This is a genomic window from Rhodococcus sp. MEB032 (assembly GCF_030208925.1).
In the GTDB taxonomy this organism is placed as follows: domain Bacteria; phylum Actinomycetota; class Actinomycetes; order Mycobacteriales; family Mycobacteriaceae; genus Rhodococcus_F; species Rhodococcus_F qingshengii.
Genome location: NZ_JARVSY010000013.1, coordinates 42,038 through 65,672 on the forward strand (window position 1 = coordinate 42,038; position 23,635 = coordinate 65,672).

The 23,635-nt window shown below is 60.0% G+C and carries 19 protein-coding genes; 5 read left to right on the forward strand and 14 right to left on the reverse strand.

The genetic code is table 11. The annotated features are described in order from the left end of the window. Nucleotides 1–235 precede the first annotated feature (235 nt). Both QRN54_RS15725 and QRN54_RS15730 read left to right on the forward strand, forming a co-directional pair. The gene (locus tag QRN54_RS15725; RefSeq protein ID WP_285182406.1) at nt 236–1,498 is read left to right on the forward strand and encodes a YibE/F family protein; all 1,263 of its coding nucleotides are present in this window, start codon (nt 236–238) and stop codon (nt 1,496–1,498) included. A gap of 384 nt (nt 1,499–1,882) precedes the next feature. Next, nucleotides 1,883–3,190, forward strand: a complete 1,308-nt coding sequence (locus tag QRN54_RS15730) for a lipopolysaccharide biosynthesis protein (RefSeq protein ID WP_285182407.1) — start codon at nt 1,883–1,885, stop codon at nt 3,188–3,190. Here QRN54_RS15730 and QRN54_RS15735 read toward each other — a convergent pair. The 6 genes from QRN54_RS15735 to QRN54_RS15755 all read right to left on the reverse strand — a co-directional run bounded on the left by QRN54_RS15735 (nt 3,172) and on the right by QRN54_RS15755 (nt 10,762). Next, nucleotides 3,172–4,020 (reverse strand): glycoside hydrolase family 16 protein, encoded by an 849-nt coding sequence (locus QRN54_RS15735; protein ID WP_214514601.1) that lies wholly within the window; start codon nt 4,018–4,020, stop codon nt 3,172–3,174. The genes QRN54_RS15730 and QRN54_RS15735 overlap by 19 nt on opposite strands. 103 nt (nt 4,021–4,123) lie before the next feature. After that, the gene (locus QRN54_RS33615; RefSeq protein ID WP_082893210.1) at nt 4,124–4,807 is read right to left on the reverse strand and encodes a glycoside hydrolase family 16 protein; all 684 of its coding nucleotides are present in this window, start codon (nt 4,805–4,807) and stop codon (nt 4,124–4,126) included. Between the two features lie 207 nt (nt 4,808–5,014). Beyond that, nucleotides 5,015–5,233 (reverse strand): hypothetical protein, encoded by a 219-nt coding sequence (locus QRN54_RS15740; RefSeq protein ID WP_007726658.1) that lies wholly within the window; start codon nt 5,231–5,233, stop codon nt 5,015–5,017. Then, nucleotides 5,230–7,482: a serine/threonine protein kinase gene (locus tag QRN54_RS15745; RefSeq protein WP_285182408.1), complete on the reverse strand. Its 2,253-nt coding sequence runs from the start codon at nt 7,480–7,482 to the stop codon at nt 5,230–5,232. Before QRN54_RS15745 ends, QRN54_RS15740 begins: the two co-directional genes overlap by 4 nt. Then, entirely contained in the window at nt 7,479–9,494 is a 2,016-nt protein-coding gene (locus QRN54_RS15750) for a glycosyltransferase family 2 protein (protein WP_047269050.1), read from the reverse strand. The genes QRN54_RS15745 and QRN54_RS15750 overlap by 4 nt, the downstream gene beginning before the upstream one ends. Nucleotides 9,495–9,496: 2 nt before the next feature. Beyond that, nucleotides 9,497–10,762: a glycosyltransferase family 4 protein gene (locus QRN54_RS15755; RefSeq protein ID WP_080961027.1), complete on the reverse strand. Its 1,266-nt coding sequence runs from the start codon at nt 10,760–10,762 to the stop codon at nt 9,497–9,499. A 159-nt stretch (nt 10,763–10,921) separates the two neighbouring features. Between QRN54_RS15755 and QRN54_RS15760 the strand changes: the two genes are divergently transcribed. Then, nucleotides 10,922–12,082, forward strand: coding sequence for a type 1 periplasmic-binding domain-containing protein (locus QRN54_RS15760; protein ID WP_285182409.1), 1,161 nt, complete (start codon nt 10,922–10,924; stop codon nt 12,080–12,082). Next, a complete protein-coding gene (locus QRN54_RS15765) occupies nt 12,079–12,765 on the forward strand; it encodes a DUF998 domain-containing protein (protein ID WP_285182410.1) in 687 nt (228 codons plus the stop codon). Before QRN54_RS15760 ends, QRN54_RS15765 begins: the two co-directional genes overlap by 4 nt. Nucleotides 12,766–12,783: 18 nt before the next feature. On the opposite strand, the gene QRN54_RS15770 is transcribed toward QRN54_RS15765, so the two are convergent. The 3 genes from QRN54_RS15770 to QRN54_RS15780 form a co-directional block, all read right to left on the reverse strand. Further along, nucleotides 12,784–13,617: a glycosyltransferase family 2 protein gene (locus QRN54_RS15770; RefSeq protein WP_054826884.1), complete on the reverse strand. Its 834-nt coding sequence runs from the start codon at nt 13,615–13,617 to the stop codon at nt 12,784–12,786. 442 nt (nt 13,618–14,059) lie between these two features. Next, nucleotides 14,060–15,736, reverse strand: a complete 1,677-nt coding sequence (locus QRN54_RS15775) for a DUF7159 family protein (protein ID WP_233405664.1) — start codon at nt 15,734–15,736, stop codon at nt 14,060–14,062. A gap of 149 nt (nt 15,737–15,885) precedes the next feature. Continuing rightward, nucleotides 15,886–17,205 (reverse strand): UDP-glucose dehydrogenase family protein, encoded by a 1,320-nt coding sequence (locus QRN54_RS15780; RefSeq protein WP_285182411.1) that lies wholly within the window; start codon nt 17,203–17,205, stop codon nt 15,886–15,888. Nucleotides 17,206–17,313: 108 nt separating this feature from the next. On the opposite strand from QRN54_RS15780, the gene QRN54_RS15785 reads away from it, so the two are divergent. Further along, nucleotides 17,314–17,838: an arsenate reductase/protein-tyrosine-phosphatase family protein gene (locus tag QRN54_RS15785; protein ID WP_058038968.1), complete on the forward strand. Its 525-nt coding sequence runs from the start codon at nt 17,314–17,316 to the stop codon at nt 17,836–17,838. Here QRN54_RS15785 and QRN54_RS15790 read toward each other — a convergent pair. From QRN54_RS15790 to QRN54_RS15810, 5 genes are all read right to left on the reverse strand, one after another. Beyond that, nucleotides 17,810–19,234 (reverse strand): tyrosine-protein kinase domain-containing protein, encoded by a 1,425-nt coding sequence (locus QRN54_RS15790; RefSeq protein ID WP_285182412.1) that lies wholly within the window; start codon nt 19,232–19,234, stop codon nt 17,810–17,812. The two genes, QRN54_RS15785 and QRN54_RS15790, sit on opposite strands and share 29 nt — an antisense overlap. A gap of 130 nt (nt 19,235–19,364) precedes the next feature. Continuing rightward, nucleotides 19,365–20,690, reverse strand: coding sequence for a UDP-glucose dehydrogenase family protein (locus tag QRN54_RS15795; RefSeq protein WP_058038966.1), 1,326 nt, complete (start codon nt 20,688–20,690; stop codon nt 19,365–19,367). A gap of 55 nt (nt 20,691–20,745) precedes the next feature. Then, nucleotides 20,746–21,714: a GDP-L-fucose synthase family protein gene (locus tag QRN54_RS15800; protein ID WP_285182413.1), complete on the reverse strand. Its 969-nt coding sequence runs from the start codon at nt 21,712–21,714 to the stop codon at nt 20,746–20,748. Then, nucleotides 21,711–22,742, reverse strand: coding sequence for a GDP-mannose 4,6-dehydratase (gene gmd / locus QRN54_RS15805; protein WP_007726640.1), 1,032 nt, complete (start codon nt 22,740–22,742; stop codon nt 21,711–21,713). Before gmd ends, QRN54_RS15800 begins: the two co-directional genes overlap by 4 nt. Before the next feature lie 97 nt (nt 22,743–22,839). Beyond that, a complete protein-coding gene (locus QRN54_RS15810; protein WP_042452261.1) occupies nt 22,840–23,634 on the reverse strand; it encodes a WecB/TagA/CpsF family glycosyltransferase in 795 nt (264 codons plus the stop codon). Nucleotide 23,635 lies beyond the last annotated feature (1 nt).

The window sequence follows — 23,635 nt, forward strand, 5'->3', positions numbered from 1 at the left end:
ATCCCTCCCCCCCCTGTGGATACCAGGTTGGTGGCGGGGACAACCCCCCCTGTTCCCCGCCACCCAGCTCGACCAATCCCAGTTTCACAACCCCTCATCGGTAGCACCGGTTTTCGCCGACTCTGCCTTGCGGCGACACTGCCTTTCACCGACACTGCCGTCAGAAGCTGACCATTCGCTTCGGAGCCGATAACATTGCACCGGTGCAAATCCCCAGTCCGACACTCAGTTTCCGATGAGTCACGGCCATGGCCACGGTGGCCCCATTCAGATCGGCCCCACCGCATCACGCGTCGTCATCGGGTTGCTCGTCGTCATCGGCATGGTCGTCGTCGCGGCAGCTGTCGCACTGTGGCCGGACAAGAACACCATTCCCGTCCCACTCCCCTTCCAGAATGCCGACGGCAGCTCGGTGGAAACCGAGGCGGGCACCGTCACGATGCAGGATCTCGGCGACTGCGGAAGTTCCTCCGCCGGAAGGGTATTCGTCGGTGCCCCGCAACCGCCGCCTACCTCCGCCTACCAGTGCCAGCGAAGTATCGTCGATATCGAATCCGGGCCGAATGCCGGAACGAAGACATTGCTCGAGGTCATTCCGGGCGCCGGTCAGCCGGACCTTCGCGTGGGTGACCACATTCGGCTGGTGCGTCAGACCGACCCGAACGGAAACACGCAGTACTCCTTCGAAGACTATTCGCGTGGGCTCCCGCTGGCGTTGATCGTCATCGCGTTCGCCGTCGTCATCATCGCAGTCGCACGGTGGAGAGGGCTGCGCGCACTCGTCGGCCTGGTGATCGCCTTCGGCGTAGTCGTCGGGTTTCTCCTACCCGCTCTGCTCGACGGCAAGCCTGCGATACCGGTTGCGCTGGTCGCCGGGGCGGTGATCTTGTACGCGGTTCTCTATCTGGCGCACGGGGTCTCACTCAAGACCAGTTCTGCTTTGCTCGGCACCCTTGCCGCCATGGTGCTCGCCGCGGTTCTCTCCTACCTCTGCATTGAACTGACACACCTCACCGGTTTGTCTGAAGAGCAGAACACCAATGTTCAGACCTATATCGAGCACATAGACATTACCGGCCTGCTGCTGGCGGGCTTCATCATCGGCTCGCTCGGCGTTCTCAACGACGTCACCATCACCCAGGCATCCTCGGCATTCGAGTTGGCCGAACTCGACAAGCATGCGTCTCGTCGAAAAGTCTTCAGCGGTGCGATGCGGGTCGGACGTGATCACATCGCCAGCACGGTCTACACCTTGGTTCTCGCGTACGCGGGTGGGGCGCTGCCACTGCTACTGCTCTTCAGCGTCAGCGGGCGCCCACTTCAGGACGTCCTGGTCGGCGACGCCGTCGCAATCGAGATCGTAAGGTCCGCTGTCGGCGGAATAGCCCTGGCGCTTTCGGTTCCACTCACCACTGCCATCGCCGTGATTCTCGCCCGTCCGCCCGGTAGCGCGGTCAAGGCCGGCCCCACGTCAGGTGGCCGACACTCCAAGCGTTGACACCAGCTGTTCAGCGAAGCAGACGGGAAAGTATGCTCCCACGACGCTTGAACCTGACGCAGTCACAGAGGGCGCAGTCGGTTCCCGCACGATGATGGCTGTGTGCCACCTCTGCATGACCGCATGCACATACTTCGCCCTCGCCATTAGCCACGGCGCCATCGTACTGGACTGCACAAACCCGACCAGTCGGTCGCATCAGGCAAATCGCTCGCACATGGAATTTCACAATTTGTTCGCGCTATCACCCGCCTTGAAGTGCAACGATTCTCAATAGAGCAATTTTGACCGACCCGTCGACATGCACAAGTTAACTACTGGCAAGTAGCATCGGAAGATCGACTTCCGAAAGTGGACATGACGCACTCATCACCGGTCACAACCGTGGCATCACCAGAAACGCCAGCTACAGACAAGCGCAAGTTCGAGTACGACTCGATCGCCGTGTTGATCTCGGGCGCCGTCACGGCAGTACTCGGGCTGGTGTTCTGGGCAGTCACAGCTCGGATGTATCCGGTCGACGTTGTCGGCCGGGCATCTGCGGTGATCAATTCGGCGGTGGTACTGTCCACTCTGTCTACGTTGAGCCTCGGATCGATGTACGAGCGATTCCTACCTTTGGCAGGAAGCCGTGCCGGCGCACTGGTGGCGCGCGGATATCTCCTCGTAGCGCTCCTCGCGACAATCCTCGCCACCGCACTGTTGATGTTCGGTCCACGTGAAAAACTGTTCTCCTCGGGGTGGGCCATGCTCTCGTATGTAGGGCTCGTCGTTACCCTCGCGCTGTTCGCCCTCGAAGACCAGACCACCAACGGTCTTCGAGTTGCGAGGTGGTCAGCCGCGAAGAACATCGTTCATGCCATCGCCAAACTAGCTCTTGTCGCGTCACTGGCATTCACAGCGCATGAACTTGCTGTCGTCGGAGCCTGGGGTGGGTCGGCGGCGATCGCGGCCCTGGTCCTCGGTGTTGCGATACGTCGGAAACTGCGCACGCGAGGTGAGTCCGCGGCCCAACCGGCACTTCCCCCTGCACCTGAACTGTGGTCGTACTTCGGCCACTCGTACGGCCTCATGACGCTCGGTTCCCTTGCCCCGCTTGCAGTGCCGCTCGTTGTCATTTCACTTCTCGGCGCGGAGGAGAATGCATACTTCGCGATAACCTGGGCATTGGTGAGCGCCCTGTTCGTACTCTTCTACATGCTCATGGGCCCATTCGTCTCAGAGGCGAGCGCCTTTCCGACGCAGATACAGTCACTGACCCGTCGATTCATCGCACTACTGTCCGGACTCGCCGTTCTCGGTGCAATCTTTCTCGCACTCGTGGCACCGGTTGCGCTGGGATCCGTCGGCGATCACTATCGGACAGAAGGCACGACCCTACTTCGTTTGTCTGCGATCATCATTCCGATATCCGCACTCGTCGTTCTACACAACGCACTCGCCAGGGTGTACCAAAGAATGGGCTCGGCTGTTGTTGCGCAAGTACTCAACACCATCGTGGTCATCGCCGGATCAATTGTCCTGACACCTCACATCGGCATAGCCGGTGTCGGCTGGTCCTACCTCGCGGCCGAAATTCTCTCCGCAGCAATTGTTTCGGTTCCACTGGTCGGAATGTTGCGACGCGCCGCACGTACTCCGACTCAAATCGAATCCAACGAATCGACGGTCGATCACCAGCCGGGGGCATAGACGCTCACCCAATCGATTTCGACGTTCGAGACCGCAGGCGTACCCGCAGATGGACAGGACCCCACTCCCCACGCCACTTTCCGCGCGCAGGCCCCGGACTCGGTTTGCAGTCCGAGCCACATCGGCGTCGCCGGAACCTTGGTTGCAGATTCGAACGTAGTCCACACGCGACCGTTGAGAGTGCCGCGAACAATTCCTGGCCCCCACTCCACTCCCACCGTATTCCAGTTGCTGAAGTCGCCTGTGATGTCTGCTTGCCCCTGACCGAATCCATCTGTCGGTGTATTCCAGTGTACGAACGCCGACATCGACTTCCGGTTTCCGTCAACAGTTTCCGCAATGTCGATCTCGGGTGGCCATATTTCATTCTTCGGCCACAACAGAAGATGGAAGCTGATCTCGTCGGACTTGTCTGCTCTAAATCTCATTTCCCATTTGCCATACTGCTGCGCGCGGGTGAAGTTGGAAACCCCACCCGTGAGCCATCGACCATCTACTTGTTGCGCACGAAGCTGCAGCTTGCCACCGTCGAGGCGAACCATCGACGGATCCCACCAGCTCGCCGAATTGCCACCTGGTGCACCATAGTAAGGACCCCAGTCCCCGCCCAGCGAACACCGGTCGAAGTTGTCGATGAAGATCTGGCGCCACTTCGGCCAGGTCGAAATATTCCCGACCGGAGCAGGTTTGGTACCGGAGCTCGCTACCGAAGAACACAGCGGAGCTGCGCTCACGGTTGCCTGCGGCACTATTCCCACAAGAACAGACAGAAGAAGAAGATTGAGCCAACCGAAGAACCGCTTCGAAACACGCTGCCGTGGATTTACCATCATGCCACCGTCTAGTCGCAGTGAATGTTCATCTGCTACCAGAGCATAACGCACCAATTGGGACTAAAGGTATAAATTTTCAGCGACAATTAATCCACAGCTACTACCGACGTGGAGTCAGTTCGATCAGTTCGAGATCAGTACTTCGCGCAGACTCGACAGCCGCCAGAGCCGCGAAATCGGGCGAGTAGACGCTGACCCAATCGATATCGATGTCAGCGATTGCCGGCGACCCCGAAACCGGGCAATCCCCCGTTCCCCACTCCCTCTGCTTGTCACATGCCCCGGCTTGCGCCTGAATCCCCAACCACATGGAAGTCGATGGAACAAAAGATGATTCGAATTCAGCCCACTCACTATCGTCGACAAGGTATCGAACAATTCCCGGGCCCCACTCCACACCGACGGTATGCCATTCGTCGAATCGACCAGTTGTGTCCGCTTGTGCGAAGTGATGCTCACCTTCGTCGGACCAATGAATGAAAGATGACATCGACTCACGTCGACCCGACACACTTTCCGCGATGTCGATCTCTGGCGGCCATACCTCGTCTCGCGGCCACAGCAACACATGATAGCTGATCTCGTCCGATACCCCCGCCCGCAGACGAACCATCCATTTCCCATAAGTTTGCGACACTGCACTGTTAGAAACACCGCCAGTGACCCACTGGTCGCCATCCTGCTGCGCACGCAGGCGCAAAACCCCCTCGGTGACACTGACTTGCTCAGGCTCCCACCAACTGTGAGGATCACCCCCAGGTTGGCCGCTGTACGCCCCCCACATTTCTCCCAACTCGCAGCGATCGAAGTTGTCCACGAATACTTGCGTCCACCCGCGCAGATCCCCTGTCGGCGCATTCGTGGTGCCTGGCGCGCTCGGTCCTTCTTCACATGCGTCGGTTGGCACGTCACCCGTGACCGAACACCCCACTGACAAGCACAAAGCGACAACTCCACCGAGGGCCGCTATTTTGTTGAACAACAATGTGTTTCACTCCTGACTCGAGATCAGCGCGATCTGGTCGAATCGTAAGAACACCACGGCGACTGCACACAGGACCAGGACGACCCCGAGAACGGTAAGAGCTCTCGCAGCCTTCCCACGGCCGATGGTGCCGAGGTCCGGCACCTGCCGTTCCCGCGTCACCGTAATCAGAGTGAGCACAACGAACAACAATCCGAAGATGCATGCTCCCAACAGATTTGTCATCGCTGTTCCAGGTCGATCTCGGGGGCACCAGCGCGACGCAGCACGGTGACATCGGCATTCTCGACGACGATCTCGAAATTGCCGGACGCGAGCATATCGGCGATGGCATCGTCGAACATTCCCGCAGGGTATCCGTATTGAAGGGATATCTGGGAGGAAGCCTGCTGCGCAACGAATACGTAGTCCGGATCTCGATCAGCGACACATGTATCGAAGTTGTCCAGGCAATCGATCGAATCAACTTGAGAAACCGTCACTCCGGTGAGAATTCGCGGGGAGACCAGTTGCGCGGACGGTCCCCACGCCATGATCGTGGCACCGTCCGGTACTGACGCGAGGAGTGCATCACCAATCCGGATCTGATAAGGCGACGAGTGCTCGAATGAGGTGTTCAACCCTCGAGTAGCGGTGAGAATGACGGAGAGAACGAGAATCGACAGCGACGCCATGACAACACGCGGTATACGCCCGCCACGCCGTCGTCTCGAATTCATCAGAACGTTCCGAAGCGCAGCGGCACTACGCACAATTGTCACGGCGCCAAGTGGAGCCAGGATCGGAGCTGCCATGACAAAACACCGAATGACCACTTCGCCGCCGTAACTCTGTACTACCACCAATCCGAAGGGAACCACACACAGCACTCCCGACATCAACCACGTCTTTCGTCCACGTGTCAGAACCCAGCCGAGGAACCCGAGCAATCCCATGAAACCTGTAGCTGCGAGCCGCAGATATTGCATTGCTTGGTAGGTCGGCCCGGAGCCGATGCGTTTGCTGACACCGCCTTGCACCGCGCCGCTCACCTGCCCGACATCCGACAGCAACGCCTGAAGGTGGCCTTTCCAGTAGTCGACTGCGCCGTAGCTGAACCAGACGAGAAAGAGCGCGCCGGCGGCCACCCACAACAACCGATAGCGAGTCGATCCCGTCAGCGTGAACATCAACAGTGCACCGACCATCACCATCGGCGTCAACTGGTGTGTCACAACCATCGCCGCCAGAATCACAACCAGAATCGCCTCTACGGCGAGGGTCTGCGCCGAACTCTGTCCAGGCACACGCCCCGGAGTGCGACGAGATGCGCCGACAGTTCTCGCCACCAACCCTCCCTCGACCACGGGGAGTGGAGCACGACGCAGTTGCCACAAGAGCACTGCAATCACGCTGGTGTAGAACATCATTGCGGTTGGTTGTGGCGCAAAGTAGTCCTGTTGGTACCAGTTGAAAAGCAAATAGACAAACACGCCCAGCCATGCCACACGTCGACTCCGTGATATCGACAACCCGATCGAGTAGATCGGCAACGCGATCATCGCGTTGAAGAACACGGGTGCCCAGATGAAAATGGCGGTGAAATCGGTAATCCCGTAGGCGGTACTCATTTGGGCGCTCCCGGAGAAGAATCCAGCCCAACTGAAGCGCGCGTCGGAGGGTGGTGGAAGTTCTCCGAAATGGACGAGTATCTCGATGAGACCACGATGTACGTAAGCTGTGGGGATTGATGTCACCCCGTCTGCAAGGCTTACCAGCAAAGTCGTGAATGTGATCAAAGTCAGTGCTGCGACAGTCAGCACTACTGCGTCGAGTCTGCGCGAAGTCAGTGCGATCCCGGCTACGAGTGAGACCAGGAAAAGCGCAACGTAGTACGCCCACCCGATTTCTGGAATGATTCCTGCGGCGCCTGCGGCAGCGGTGTCCAGAGTTCGAACTGCCACCGCGAAGAAGAGCACTGCAACCGTGATCGTCACACCGGCGAGCATTCGCCGACGCCCTACCCGCGGCGGTCCGATCTCTCGATAGGGCATAACCTTCCACGCCACCGCACAGGAGAGGAGGGACAGCCCGCACAGCACTGTCTGAATCAAGGTCGGATGAAATGCGCCGATAACGAACTGAGACTGCGCAACAATGATGTTGACCGAGAGTGAGAGGCTTATCCCCACTGCCGTCGTGATCACTGGATCCGGAATGCGAACCATGAGTGCAATAGGCACACCAGGAACCAGAACCGTCGTCGCGACCCCGATCAACACGCGCAGTGAGAATGGAACTCCCTCCCCTCCATCGCGGCGAACAAGCAACGCGAGAATCAGCGCGGTACAGGTCAATACAGCGATTGCGATGAGGACGACATGATCGAGTCCCAGTTGTGCGGTGCGAGTGGTTCCGCCGTCATCGAGGTCACCTCGATGACGACCTCGCTTCGTTTCCGCGTCCCCCTTAGTCGACGCCTGTCCGACGATCATCGGGACAACTGATCCGCCTGCGCCCGCCTACGACGCAGGCGTAGCTTGCTGGAAGCGTACAGATAGGGGCCGGCCAGATACCCGGCCAGTTCCACTCGCTTGAGATCGCCGGGCATCGTTGTACTTCTGTCACCGAAACGCGCAGTGTCGGGAACGAGAAGCATGCGCACACCTCGGGGCACGACCTTCAACAAACCCAGAGCAGTCCGGTCGCCGCCCGAAATGATCTTGACCAAAACCGCGGACATTCCCGTTCCGTAGCCGTACATCTGGTCCCGCAACTCCGCGACACTCGCGCGGTGATGGTGTCCTACTGTTGCCTCGGGGGCGTAAACCAGCGTCGCTCCAGCAAGAACTACCCGCCGAAACAGGTCGAGGTCTTCGCCTCCGAGCGTCGGTGTTCCGGGTCCGAGTGCCTCGTCGAACCCGCCGAGACGTCGGATGCTTTCGGTGCGGAAGGCCATGTTGTTGCCGCTACCGAGTTCGCCTGCCGTGTAGGGGAAAAGCGGTGAAGTCCCCCGCTGACCCAATCCGATCGAAGCAATTTTCGGCGTCTCCATCGCCCACAAGGTCGTGGTATCGCCCTTGTCGAATATGCCCACTTCCTCGAACCACCGTTGTTCGGCGGTGTCGATGCCAATTCCCACAACGCGACCGGTCACCGCAGCAACCTCGTGGGAGGCGTCGAGCACGAAGACGTCCAAAATCTTCTCGATCCACAATGGGTCGGGCTCCGCGTCGTCGTCGGTGAAGGCCACGATTCGCCCGTTCGCGTGGTGAAGTCCGAGATTACGCGCGGCAGAAGCACCTTTGACTGGTTGTCTCAGTATCACGCAACGCTCGTCGTCCATCGCCGACAGGACCTGGTCCACGCGATCGGTATCAGGTTTGTTGTCGACCACCAGAATTTGCAGATTGTGGTGGCTCTGACCCAACAGAGCGTCCAGTGTCCGAGCGAGCGAATCACGGCCGACGGTGGCCACGACCACAGACACCAGTTCATCGGCGTTTATGTCGTCGCAGTCGTCAACCAGGTGCTCTCCACCGAATACGGTTCTCGCCGAAAGGAACCCGAGCAAGGTGGCAAGGAACCCGAAAATCAGAGCTGCCGCGCGGGCTGGCGCGAAGCGATCGCCTCGAATCGAATCCTTGGCTGCGGTGAAGATTCCACTGCTCAAGACACCGACGACGTACGCCCGTTCGTTGGACAACCCGTCCGCGCTCCCCACCGCTTGGGTGAGAATTCGCTTGGACCGACCTTCGTAGAAACAACGTCGACGAAAATAGCGAAACTGCTGGCGGTCGGCAGGAACAAAATGATCGACTGCGAAATCACAGACTCGCAGTATCTTGGCAGTGCGATCCCGCTGGCGGATCTTGATTCCCATCAGCGTCTCCTCACAACCGACCGGCAACGTGCCGACCCGCCCGAGTTCGCTCGAGAACCCGCCGATGGACTCGAGCGCGGTGCGCCGAACCGCCATACATGCGCCGATCGGATTGCGAATCTGTTCTCCGTCTGGTGGGAGGCCGCGGTAGTCGCAGCCGACGACCCAGCCGTATTCCTCCGGAAACCACCGAGCCTTAGACCCCTCGTACCGTGCGTGCACTGCCCCTCCGACTGCCGCAATCGTGGGATCTGCACTCATCGTTGCTCGGATCGCGTCGATCCCGCCAGTTCGGAGGATCGCATCGTCGTCGAGAAATGCCACCAGATGACCGTTGCCTGCACTGATTCCGCAGTTTCTCGCGCCGGACAAGCCCTGCTCGGCAGTGTTGGGCACCACCCGGACCCCCGTTGGTACGTGTGCACGAACATGAGCAAGCATGGACTCGTTGTGATCGATGACAACAACGACCTCGTCGCCTGGGCCGTTTGCCTGGACAGTGGCGGCATCAACCGCAGCGAGCAGCATCTCGAGCCGACTCATGCTGTACGCGCAGATCACCACGGATACCGAACATGTTGTCTTGTCGAGGAATTCGACCTTCGAAACCGGCGACGAAGACATGATCACCCCTGCCCGTTCGAATCGAACCTCGATATTCGCCTCCGCCGTCCTGCGTCACGGAGCAGAGCTCTGTACGTGGTGGCGAACGAATCTGCTCGTCGCTCGATGGACAGGTCGTCTCTGGACCGGCCCAACGCCTCGGCGGCGATTCGGGTGCATAGTGCGGGATCGCCGAGAAGCCGTTGTGCGGCAACGGTCAAAGAATCGACGTCCCCTGTCCGGAAGACCACGCCGGTCCTGTTGTCGTGAACGAAGTCGCGCAATCCTCCACTGTCACTGGCTATCACCGGGACTCCGGAGGCTTGAGCTTCCAACGCGATCAGCCCGAAAGGCTCGTCGTGAGACGGGCACGCGAGGACGTCGACGGCACGCAGAATCGACGGAATGTCATTTCTGGGCGACAGGAACCGATGGGCGCCCGGCATCGATGCCCGCGCCAAGGTGTGCAACGCGTCGACAAATGCAGCGTCATTCTTGGCCGGTGCGCCGACAACAGCCAGATGTACGTCAACTCCCGATCGACGCAACGACCCCAGTGCCTCGATCAACTCGCCGATGCCCTTCTCTCTGTCCAACCTCCCCACCACCGCCACGAGCAATGCTCGGGGATCTGCTGACAGCTCGGCGCGAATCGATGGATCGGCCACTCCCGGACTAAATCGAACAGAGTCGACACCTTGATGGACGACCCGGGTCTTCCTCCGTGCCAGCGGGCCCAACTGCTCGAATACAGCCTCGCTCACGGCGACTGCTGCGTTTGCGGTGGACACCGCGCTACTCATCACCAGCCGCCCACCACCTGGGGGCACGATGTCGTGCAACTCGAGCAACGACGGCCTTCCTGCTAGTCGCGCGGCGAGCACGACGTCCACGTGAGTCATCAAGTCGTTCGAATGGACGACATCGAAGGAACGAACCTTCCCGATCAAAGCCTTGACCGCGCGCATACTTTTCGGGACTTGCGAGAAAAAGTCATACTTGGAGTTGAAGCCTTCCCCGCTTGTCGGACGCAATCCAACTCGTTTGGGAATTTCCAGCGGAACATATTCAAGGTTCGATTCTGTCCACCAGCGCCGGGTCGGGGTATCTCCGGACGGGCCTGCCAGCGACAATTGAATACCTTCCGAGGCAAGAACGAGAGCTAGATTTCGGAAGCTGTGATCGGTTCCGCCGACATTCTCCGAAAGCGTCACTCCAAGCACTTTGATAACCTCGCTACGCGTCACTGAATTAGCATACCAAGAAAGAATCACGCGCCATGAGGACACAATTTCCGAAATGTCGCATATCTCCCCACTTTCTACTATTAGAAAGGCCTCACCGTGCGAAATGAGATTCAGCCCACGCGCTACAAAGTTACCGATCTCGACGTTGCCATGGTTGAAAACTGGACATTAGTCGCAATGGGGCCAATCGACCATGGAGGTGTGGAAGGAGTTCGCGCTGCGCTCCGCACGATCGCGTCCGCGGGCCCACACGCGCGAGTCGGACTGATCCCGAGCAGTCGAACTCGGAATTGGGTGTTCGAACCGGACTCACTGCAGCGCGGCGTGCACGAAATCCCTGCTGTTCACACACAAGACCTACCTGCCACCCTCGCCGCTGCGGTCCGCCTGGCCGACGTGTCGCTGCCTATTGCGGTGACGGTCTGCGGCCGATACCTGATCGTGCGACTTGCACACGGAGTGGGAGACGGCCAGACCACAGTCAATCTCACGCGCGCGCTCGCTGACCCTGCGACGCGTACCGGCAAAGTCCCACAATGGTGCACTGCGCTACAACCGACACGATTCCCTCTGACGGCTGCCTCCTGGAATCTTTATGCGTCGAGCCCCGGCAAGCTTCTCCGCAGCGTGACCGCAGGGAGACCGAAAGAGGTTTCTTCACAACCAATTACAGCGAAGTGGCAACCTTCCCATCACGTCGGATTCGCAACATCGTCACCCCCTGCGCTTGGCGATCTCGCGGCTTGGAGGAAAGCAAACGCCGTTCCCGCGTCGTTGTCGTCGATCTTCTTCGCCTCCATAGTGCGCGCACTTCGAGAGGAAGGTATCAAGGTGGACAACACCGTGAAGGTCCTGTTCGACGCCAGGCGGTACCTCCCCGAGAACCACCGGACGCTCTCCAACTTCGCGGCAGGCCTGGACTTGTCATTCGACGATGCGGGCTCACCTGCATCCGTCGGGGACGGTATCTCCGCTGCGGCCGATTCGGGTCGACCGCTGCTCAATCTCGCCGCCACTTCAGTAAAGTCCCGACTCGGTCGCATTACGCGCAGGCCGGTGGGAGACGCTGTGACGAGCGCTCCGGCACACCCTCGTGCGCGCATCGCTTACAGCGATATGTCAGGCGCTCCGCAGTTCAAGAATTTTCCATTGACCGGCACCCCGAAAGAATCTGTCTATATCGCGACCTTGTTACCTGAAAGTCCCGAACATATCGTGATTGCAGTCGGACGACTGGGAACCTTGAACAATGTCTCGTTTTCGTTTCACGACAATGTATTCGACGCCGAAAGAATCGGATCCGCATTCGAGAATGCATGCAAAAATCCACTGAAGTTCTTCAGAGAAGGAATCGCTGAATGATCCACTTGGACTACAACGAAGAATTCGTCGCAAACAAAGGAAACGGCAAATCCTCGCACATTATCGAGCTGTTCGCCAGATACGCGTGGATTTCGACATTCCTGTTTTTTGTGTGTGAATTCTTGACCGCGTGGAGCTGGCGAGGAAACTACTCGCGCCGCAATCAATTCGTAAGCGAACTAGGTGTTCGTGTCTGCGACAGTCGTGCGGGCGTGTGCAGTTGGTACTGGTTGATGAACATTTCTTTCGTGACCACTGCACTGGGAATATCTGTCGGCACACTATTGTGGTGGAAGTCGCGAGTCGTATCGCCTACAGAAGGCTCCTTTCTACTCGTGTCGGCAAGCGGTTTGATCCTGATCGCCGTGTCGTCCCTCGACCGCGGATCGATCCTCCATGGAATCGGTGCAAACATGTATTTCGTCTTGGCCAACACCGCCGTGATCATGATCGCGACCTCGTCCCGGACGCTCCGCAGACCGTCGGCAGCAAAATGGGTCGCCCTCGCAGCCGGAGTACTCGGACTGAGCGCCTACTTCATCCACACAGTCGGCGGTCTCGGCATGCTCGGGCTGGGCACGATCCAAAGGTTCACGGTGTACCCCTCACTGATCGGCCTGATCGCGCTGGCGACGGTCCTGGGCTCCGAACCGGCAACCAGACGCGAACAGGAACCGATTTAATGTGCGCTCCAACCTGCTTCAGCTGACGATCGACTCAGGCAACGTCAATTTTTGCGGGTCGAGAGGGATGGAACGACGCGAGGTGGCGCCCCTGCGCGCGCTGCGTCGGCGGCGCCACTCCATCCCGATGATACGCAGCACGCGCATTCCGTCAGAGAAGGCATTGAGGTTGCTGACACCGTGAATTCGATCGGCCTCGAAGCTTCCGACTTCCGCAATTCCCAATCCGGCGGCAGCTACACGAACATTGATCAACGTCTCGATCTCGAATCCGTCACCCCACTGAGCTGCAGCAATGCCTGTATCCGGGAGCTGCATGACGTCGAGTGCATTGCGCCAGAACGCGTTGTACCCATAGCAAAGGTCTGTGAAATGCGTACGAAAGAGGATATTCACCAGGGAATTCAGGCCGTAGTTGCCTAGCCGCCGCAACTTTGTGATGTCCGAACTTCCACCCCCTGCGATAAATCGCGAACCCTTGGCGAAGTCGGCCCCATCCACGAGTGCCTGCACGAAGAGCGGAATCTCGCCGGGGTTGGTGGACCCGTCGGCATCGATCATGACAATTATGTCGCCGGTCGCCGCCTCGAACCCGCATGCGAGGGCGTTTCCTTTTCCTTTGCGCGTTTGTGTGATCACCGTGGCGTCGGGCCACAACATCGTGGCGACCTCGACGGTGTCGTCAACCGAATTTCCATCGACGAACACGATCTCGTCGATTCCCTTCGGCATCTGAGCAGCCACGTGAGGCAGATTCTTCGCCTCGTTCATCGCCGGCACGATCACCGTGACACGGGGGCGCATCGTCGCCGAACGCATACGCTCGTCTGCCGCAGGGGCGTCGTTGTCCATGATGTGCTTCCTTCGGTCGTGTGCCTCACAGTGATGCTCAATCGATACAGATTCATCGAATCGCTACCAATCAGCAAATCGAAACCTACACGAATCTGCGCCGAATGCACGGGATAGTCATCCGTCTGAGCGCAAACCATGACCTCGTTTGTATAAGCCAAATCGTCGCAAGATACTGTTCGCAAGGCGAATAATTACAGCTCAAAGGGGGAATTGCCTGAATTTTTGGGCGAAAAGAGACCAACAACCCGGTTATTGGAACACGAAAGCAAAGAAATTCGGCACCAAAGTAAAGTAGCCAGAAATTTGCTCATCCAGCCTTCGGGAACCCTGTGAAGTCGATCACCGGACCTGCTTTGCGAAGGCCGCGCCGCCCGTCAGGAACAGCCCAACCGGCCCCAGAGTCCACGAATCGGCGACTCAAGGTCCAGGAATCAACTGCTCAGAGTCCGGGAATCGGTGGGAGGACCGGCAACAGAATCGGCGGAAGCCCCGGGATGTAGATCGCCGGCGGTGGCGGCGCGGGCGCGGGCGCGGGAGGCACGTAAGTGTCCTGCACGACTGGCGGAGCCTCGACGACCGGAGGGGCTTCCTCCGTCGTCGTCGGGGGCGGGGTCGTTGTGGTCGTAGGCGGCGGAGTAGTCGTGGTCGTCGGTGCCGTCGTGGTCACCTCGGTTGCCACGGGTCCGGCGTCCTCGGAATCAAAGACCTTTCCTCCGTAGCCCAATCCCAGCCCCACGATCACGATCGCCGCGATCACACCGGCGCCGAGGCCCGCGAACCGTAGCGGGTTTCTCGGCTCTTTGGATGTCGATTCAACGGGTTGTGTCCCGGCGAGCCAGGACGGGTGTGCGGTTCCTGCCCCGGGTCCCTCGCCTTCGTACATCGCCGAGTACGCCTGGGCGTCAACCATCACGGCCTCGGTGTCTGCGTCACGTTCTGTGCCGAATCCGTCCGTGGCCGGGTCGCTGTCGGCGACCACGAGATCTGCGGCCGGATCGAATCGTTGCTCGTGTCGGTTCGGTCGCGGCTGAGGCAGTTCCGCCGCGTAAGGGCTCGGCACCTGTTCCTGCGGAACGGACTTCGTACCGGAAGCGGCTTCGGACAAGGCATTCGGCCGCTCCGATTCCGCGAGCGTTGCGACCCCTCCGTGGCTGAACGCCTGAACCGGAACGGGTACCTCCGCCGGGGTGTGGATCGGATACGGCGCAAAGATCGGCGCTACAGCCGGAACTTGAACCGGGGCAGATACCGCGCGCGCCGATGGCGTCATCGACGACTCCGCGATCAGCGCAGCGCCTTGAGCAGTCACGAGTTCCGGCTGCTCGGGCGCGATGAGGGGGCACTCCAGCCACGCGGCGAGGGTCGCCCGCACGATCGGAATGCGTGCACCGCCACCGATCAGGAGAATCGCGTCGGGGTTACGGCCGGACGTTGCGATGACCTCTCGTATCTCGCGTGCGAAGGCCTCCACCGACGTGACGACCAACGAATCGAAAACTTCCCGCGACAGCAGGAGAAGCCCGCCGGGGCCGGGCAGGCACACCGCACTTCGTGAGGACAGCTGTTCCTTCGCGAGTCGGCATCGCGCCTGCAGTTCGGCATCGCCGCCCGGGTCGGCCGGCGTAGCTATACGGCGACGCACGGTCTGATCCGAGTAGACGAGCTCGTCGAAGTGATCTCCACTGACCCGCGTCGACCGGGCGGTGACGACGGTAGACCGCATCTGCCTGTCCACGATGCTGATCGTCGATCCAGAACTACCGATGTCGACGACGACGAGTGTGCTCTGGTCGGTCAACGCACCGGACTCCTCGAGCATTCGAAGCGTCGCGACTACTTCGGGAACCAGCTCGAAGTTGTCGATGCCTTTCTGTTCGAACGCTGCTTGGAGTGCTCCGGCCTGTGCTTGATCCCGGTAGGCGACGACCGTATTGCTGCCGAGGTCGGCATTCTCGGTCAAGGCCACGCCGGTTGCCTCCGCTGCGACTTCCTCCGGAATCTCGCGGCCTCGATCGACCGCTCTGGATCGGAACACCGGACCACTGTGGTCGGGCGTCCCCGGGCGCGCCAAACGCACAGCGCTGGCTCCCACCGTCACACCCAAAACCAAGTTCATGATCCACCTTCGTCGACCGTCGACGGGTTCCGTCACCAGACCCCGTCATTCCCCGGCCGGAAGTCTACCCACTGGGCATGGTCTGCGAGGTTCGCGCATCTCACCTAAGGCCTTCTCGCAGCTATTTTTTCGCTACCTGGACGTTCGACCTACCGCCCCAATCCGCGATAGTTCCAACCGGCGGCGCGCCACAGGTCCGGATCGAGGCAATTTCTGGCGTCAACGATCACCCGCCGCCGAACGAGCGGTTCCAAATCGCCGGGCACGAGTGAGGCGAACTCGTCCCATTCAGTGGCGATCAAGACCACATCAGCATTCCTGCAAGCTTCTGACGTGGAGGTTGCGTAGTGAAGGGTGGGAAACAGTCGGCGAGAATTATCCATTGCCTTCGGATCGAAAACGGTGACCGCCGCCCCGTGCAACTGCATCATTCCTGCAACGTTGAGCGCAGGCGAATCGCGCACATCGTCGGATTCGGGTTTGAACGCGCCTCCCAGCACCGACACGTTAGCTCCCAGCAAACTGCCATCGCAGGCTGCCGTCACCAGTTCCACAGCTTTTGTCCGTCGTCGCATGTTTATGCTGTCGACCTCGCGGAGGAAGTACAGCGCCTGGTCGACACCCAACTCCCCGGCGCGTGCCATGAACGCCCGAATGTCCTTCGGCAGGCAACCACCGCCGAACCCCAAGCCCGCATTGAGGAATCGCCTACCGATCCGAGCGTCGTACCCGAGAGCGTCGGCCAACATCGTGACGTCGGCCCCGGTCGCCTCGCACACCTCCGCAATCGCATTGATGAAGGACACCTTGGTCGCGAGAAACGCATTCGCAGATCCTTTGACCAACTCGGACGTCGCCAGATCGGTCACGAGGAAGGGCACCCCTGCGTCCAGTATCTCGGCATACACCTCGCGAAGAAGGCCTTCGGCGTTTCCCGGCCGGTCACGATCGATCCCCAGAACCAACCGGTCAGGGCTCAAGGTGTCCGCGATCGCGTGTCCTTCACGCAGGAACTCCGGATTCCAGGCCACCTCTACCGAGCCACCCGCCGGCGCAGTCGCTCGGAGCCGCTCGCCGAGAGCCGCTGCCGTGCCTACCGGCACCGTCGACTTCCCGACTATCAGCGAAGGCTTTCGCAACAACGGCGCCAACATGTCGATCACCGAATGAACATGACTCAGATCTGCGGCGTACTCCCCCTTCTTCTGAGGCGTCCCCACACCGACGAAATGGATGTCCGCAAAATCCGCGGCATCGGAGTAGGAAGTCGTGAACTGCAGCCGACCCGACGCCAGATTCTTCTCCAGCATGTCGGTCAGACCCGGCTCGAAGAACGGGACCTCCCCACGAGACAACTTGTCGACCTTGGACTGGTCGATGTCGACTCCCAGCACGTCGTGGCCAAGTTCGGCCATACACACTGCGTGGGTCGCCCCCAGGTATCCCGTTCCGAACACGGTCATCTTCATGTGTTGTTGGTATGCGTCCGAACTTTCCGAAACGCGTACGCCAGGTGGGCGCGAAACCAACATCGGGCGTACGACGAGTGCGTCGCGTGTGCAACCTATGCTTCTGCCATGCACGTTCTCTTCGTTTGTACGGGAAACATCTGCCGATCACCCACGGGCGAACGCCTTGCACGTGCTTATGCCGCCGAAGCCGGGGTCACCGGATTCACCGCGTCGAGTGCCGGAACCCGGGCGATGGTCGGACACCCGATCGAGCCAACTGCTGCGAGGGTTCTCGCGGGGCTCGGCGGCGACCCCACGGAGTTTCAAGCCCGACGCATGACAACAGCGCTGGCCTCGGACGCCGACCTCATTCTCACGATGACCGAAAGTCAGCGAGACAAAGTCCTGGCGATGGCTCCGGCGCGGCTCAAGCGCACGTTCACACTTCGAGAAGCCGCACGGTTGGGCTCGCTCGCAGATGCAGGAACTGTCGAGGACCTCGCCGCCGCCAGACCCCGATTTCGTGCCACCGAACCCGAGGACGTCATGGATCCGATGGGTAAGGAAGAGAACGTGTTTCACGAGATCGGACTTGAGATCGCCGATCTCCTCGGCCCGCTGCTCAGCCGACTTCGCTTCGGTGAGCGTTGAGCGCGGGCACCGCGGTCAACTGCGGTAGCGACTTGTCCGACTCGTAGTAGTAGCTGTACTCGTACGCATTGCGTCCGCGAGACGGCGTCATCGTGATGACCGTGCCCAGGACGTGCGCACCCACACTCTGTAGGTTTCCGACCGCGCGCGCCAGTTGATCGCACTTCGTGGAGCCGTGTCGGGCGATCACAAGTGCACCGTCCGACATCGCGGCCAGGACCGCGGCATCCGTGACGGGTAGCAACGGCGAGGCGTCGATGATGACGTAGTCGTATCGCGCCCGCAGTTCCTCGAGAACATGTTTGGCCGTGTCCGTGCCGAGTAGTTCGCTCGGGTTCGGCGGGATCGGTCCGGAGGCGAGCACTGTCAGCCCGTCGAACTCAGTCGGCTGAAGCACATCGTCCAGCGTCGCTTGACCGGAGAGCACCGAACTGACGCCGACACTTCCAAGCAATCCCAAATACTTCGACACTCGCGGCTTCCGGAGGTCGCCTTCCATCAGGCACACTGATTTGCCGGCCTCCGCCAAGACGAGAGCGATGTTCACGGCCGTGGTCGTCTTACCTTCGGAGGGAAGCGAACTCGTGACGACGATGACACGCGGTGGATGGTCCACCTCGAGGAACTGAAGGTTGGTGCGCAACTCACGGAAGGCTTCGGCACTCACGGAACTTCCGTCACTGAAAGCGATCGCGTGATTGACTTCGACGTCCTTGTCGAACGGGATCGTGCCCACCATCGCCGAACCCGCGATCTCTTCTACAGTTCGACGATCTTTCACCGTGTTGTCGAGTCGATCACGAATCAACGCAAGCGCGATCCCCACAACCAGTCCCGCCACTGCGCCGAGCGCGAGGTTGCGCGAAGTCTTGGGTGACACCGGAACAGTCGGCTGTTGAGCCTGCTGTTCGACGACCACACGTGCAGGCGGTGTTCCGCCGTTCTCGGGTGTCTCCAGTTCCTTTGCCAATGCCACGAATTCGGATGAGAGAGTGTTCGCGATCTCGCGTGCGAGTTCCGGTGACCCGTCCTTGACTGCGAGGTCGATCAACACAGTGTCGGGCGCCGACGTCGCAGTGACCTTGGAGGCCAACTCGTCAGCCGACATCCCGCCGACCACCCTCGGTCCCAGTTCGTCGATCGTCCGCTGTGCGAGTGTTCGGCCGGTCAGGAGTTTTGTATAGGACAGAACTCGCTGCTGTGAAAGTTGACTGCCCTGCAGTGCCTCGTTGACCGAGGTACCCGCCGACGTCGAAACGAACAGCCTCGTCGAGGCCTGGTAAACGGGCGTCGAAAGAAGAGAAGCGCCAAGGGCTCCGAGGATTCCGAGCACGGTTACAGCAGCGACGATTCGCCATCTGGCTTGCAATATCTTCAGGTAGTCGACAATTTCCATCTTGATGTCTCCTTCGGCTCACGCATGTCCACTGCGGGTCTGAGCGGTCTTTGCCGGTCGGACCGCGAGGGCGAACCGGGCTTTATCAATTTCGATATAGATCAGCTGCGACGGACGAGACGTCCTGTGCTCACGGGCGTCCCAGTCCGCGGTAGTTCCAACCTGCGCCTCGCCAGTCGTCGGGGGAAAGGCAATTGCGCCCGTCGACGATCACTTTGTTGCGAACCACCGAATCGAGATCGGACGGCTGCAACTTCAAGAATTCGAGCCACTCGGTCAATACCAGGACGACATCGGCACCTTCGCAGGCCTCCAATGCATTTGCCGAGTAGGTCAGCGTCGGGAACAGCGCGCGCGAATTGTCCATGGCCTTTGGGTCGTACACGTTCACTGCAGCACCTTGGAGCTGAATCTGACCCGCGACGTTGAGCGCCGGCGAATCACGAACGTCGTCCGAGTCCGGTTTGAACGCGGCACCCAGAACTGCGACTCTCGCACCGAGAAGCGATCCGCATGCCTCCCGCGCCAGTTCGACCATGCGTGTACGTCTGCGCATATTGATGTTGTCGACTTCGCGCAGGAACGTCAGTGCTTGATCGGCACCGAGTTCACCGGCGCGAGCCATGAAGGCGCGGATGTCCTTCGGCAAACACCCTCCGCCGAAACCAATTCCCGCGTTGAGGAATCGACGTCCGATCCGAACGTCGTGCCCGATCGCGTCGGCAAGCACTGTGACGTCGGCGCCAGCGGCCTCGCACACTTCGGAGATGGCGTTGATGAACGAGATCTTGGTGGCCAGGAAAGCGTTCGCTGACGCTTTCACCAACTCCGCCGTCGCAAGGTCCGTGACGAGAAACGGAATCTCCGCATCGATGAGCTCTGCATAAACTTCGCGCGCAACAGATTCCGCTCGACCGCGGACATTTCGATCGACTCCGAGCACAAGTCGGTCCGGGTGCAACGTGTCCTGGACGGCAAATCCTTCACGCAGAAACTCGGGATTCCACGCGACTTCGACGCTGTCACCGATCGGTGCCAGTTCCCGCGCGCGCTTACCGAGCCGTTCCGCGGTTCCCACCGGTACCGTGGACTTGCCGAAGATGACCGCGGGCTTGGTGAGCAGCGGCGCCAAAGTCTCGATCACGGCATCCACGTAGACCATGTCCGCGGCGAACTCACCCTTCTTCTGCGGCGTCCCGACCCCGAGGAAGAACACGTCCGCAAATTCTGCGGCTTCCTCGTACGACGACGTGAACTTCAGTCGCCCTCGATCGATGTTGTTTCGTAGGACCTCGCCCAACCCTGGCTCGTAGAACGGAACTTCACCTGCTGCCAGTTTCTCCAGCTTTGCCGCATCGACATCCACTCCGAGGACCTCGTGACCGAGTTCGGCCATACAGGCCGCGTGTGTCGCGCCCAGGTATCCCGTGCCGAATACTGCTATGCGAGTGCTCATGTTGCTCGATCTGCTTTCTCGAGAGTGTGCGAAGTGTGTTGATGGGAAAAGTGATTCAGGTACGTACGGCACCGATGTTGTCGCGGTACCACGAGATCGTCGACGCGATTCCTTCGCGCAATCCGATTGTCGGCCGCCATCCGAGTTTCCGAATCATGCTCACGTCCAGCAGTTTCTGCATCGTTCCGTCCGGCTTCGAGGTGTCCCACCGCGTCTCTCCGGTGTATCCGACCTCCGTGGCGACTATCGAAGCGATCTCACGAATTGTGTGGTCCTCGCCGGTTCCGACGTTGACATGCGATGCACCGTCGTAGTTGTCGAGCAGATGCAGACACGCCGACGCCAAGTCGTCGACATGCAGGAATTCACGTCGCGGATTGCCACTCCCCCAGTTGACAACCGACTGGACTGCCGACGACTGCGCCTCGTCGTAACGCCGAACGAGGGCGGGAAGTACGTGCGATCCGTGCGGCGAAAAATTGTCTCCCGGGCCGTACAGGTTGGTGGGCATAGCTGAGATCCAGGGGCGACCATGCTGCCGCCTGGCAGCTTGAACATGGAGTATTCCCGCGATCTTTGCTATTGCATAGGCGTCGTTGGTCGGCTCGAGATGCCCGGTGAGCAGGCATTCCTCCTTGATCGGTTGCGGTGCCAATTTCGGGTAGATGCACGATGATCCGAGGAACAGGAGACGCTCGACGCCGTGTGCGAGGGCAGCGTCGAGCACGTTCACCTGGATGCGCAGATTCTCCGACAGGAAGTCGACGAGGAAAGTGCTGTTCGCCGCAATCCCCCCAACTTTTGCTGCTGCGAGGATCACGTTGGTCGGCTTTTCGCGGGCGAAGAAATCGAAAGCAGCTTCCCGGTCACGTAGATCGAGTTCGGCCGACGTCTTTCCGAGCAACCTGGTGAAGCCCGCAGATTCCAGGTGTCGCCACACCGAAGAGCCGACCAGACCTCGGTGGCCGGCCACGTAGAACGGTGCGCCTCGATCGAGTGGTCGCGCTGCGAATGAATCACTCATCGCGTCGCCGACCAGTCGGGAAGTGCCGGAGTGTCGATCCACGGTCGCCCTTCGTGTTCGAGCGCTTCGATGTCTGCCTCGACCATGATCCGGGCCAGTTCGGGTGTGTGCACGCCGGCCTTCCAACCGAGTTTGCGCTCGGCATGACTCGGATCCCCGATCAGTGCGTCCACCTCGGTCGGCCGAAGATACCGTTCGTCGAATCGAACGTGGTTTTCCCAGTTCAGACCTGCATGTTCGAACGCGACGGTCAGGAAGTCGCGCACCGAGTAGTTGCCACCGGTGGCGAGCACAAAATCCTCAGGCTCGTCGACCTGCAGCATGCGCCACATTCCCTCCACGTACTCCGGCGCATATCCCCAGTCGCGAATCGCATCGAGATTGCCCATGTACAGATGATCCTCGATACCTGCCTGGATGCGTGCGACCGCGCGCGTGATCTTCCGCGTCACGAATGTCTCACCACGCCTCGGGGATTCGTGATTGAACAGAATTCCGTTCACAGCGAAGATCCCGTATGCCTCACGATAGTTCTTGGTGATCCAGTACGAGTACACCTTCGCCGCACCGTAGGGCGAACGTGGGTAGAACGGTGTCTCCTCGTTCTGCGGTGGCGGTGTGGCACCGAACATCTCGGAACTCGACGCCTGGTAGAACCGGCAGTCGAGTCCGGCCATCCGAACCGCTTCGAGTAGTCGGATCGACCCGACGCCAGTGGTGTTCCCGGTGTGTTCGGGTTCGTCGAAGCTGACCCTGACGTGAGACTGCGCAGCGAGGTTGTACACCTCGTCCGGCTTGATCTGCGCGAGTAGTGTCACCAGGCGCGCTCCGTCACTGAGGTCACCGTAGTGAAGAAAAAGTCGAGCATCCGCATCGTGCGGGTCAACGTAGATGTGGTTTATCCTCGAAGTGTTGAACGTCGAAGATCGACGGATCAGTCCGTGAACCTCGTAGCCTTTGGAGAGCAGCAACTCGGCAAGGTAAGAGCCGTCCTGCCCCGTGATTCCGGTAATCAGTGCGCGTTTCATCCTGCGTTCCTTCCGTTGCGGGACAGCCCGCCTGATAGTTGCGAAACCACGGTCGTGGTCCGTAGTCCTCCGAATCGCTCGGCAGTCTTGATCTCGCTCATGCGCGTCCCCCCAAACGGCCGAAGACTTTTCGTATGTCACGTGATGCCAGCCGTATGAATGTCGAGTTACCGAACAGGTAGCGCCGCCACAGACGTTTGGGTTCGGATACAAGTCGATACAACCACTCGAAACCCGAGTTCTGGACGAAAGATGGTGCCTCCGAAACAGTTCCGGCCAAGAAGTCGAAGGCCGCGCCGACACCGACGGCCACGTAGTCGGTTCGATCCGCTATCGCCTTCGTGACAAAGTCCTGCTTCGGCGCACCCAGACCGACCCACACGATGTCCGGTGACGTCGGATCGATCTTCGTGATGATGTCGTCGACGAACTCCTTGCTGAACGCGGCAAACGGCGGGGCATATGTGCCGGCCACCTTGATTCCCGGGTATAACTCCTCGACTCGATCCGTCAAGAGATTCAACGTCTCTTCTGTCGTGCCGACAAAATGGTGACGAAGGCTGTAGCGGCGTCCCTTGTCCAGGGTGGCCTCGAAGAACGACGGACCCCGGACTGGTCGAACACCGACGTGATCGGCGGTGCCGCCGATCAGGCGCATCACCCAGCTGACCGGGGTTCCGTCTGCGAAGTTCACACCGGGACCCTTCAAAACCGCGGAGTAGTCGCGATCACTGTGCGCCGCCGACACGCAGTAGGAATTCGACAACCTCACGGAGACTCCGGTTCCGGCTCCCTCTCGTCTGTCGTTGACCACCCAATCGGTAGCTCTCTCGAGATTTGTCGCGGCAAACGGAATGCCACCCACCTCGATGACCTCGAACGGACTGCTCATC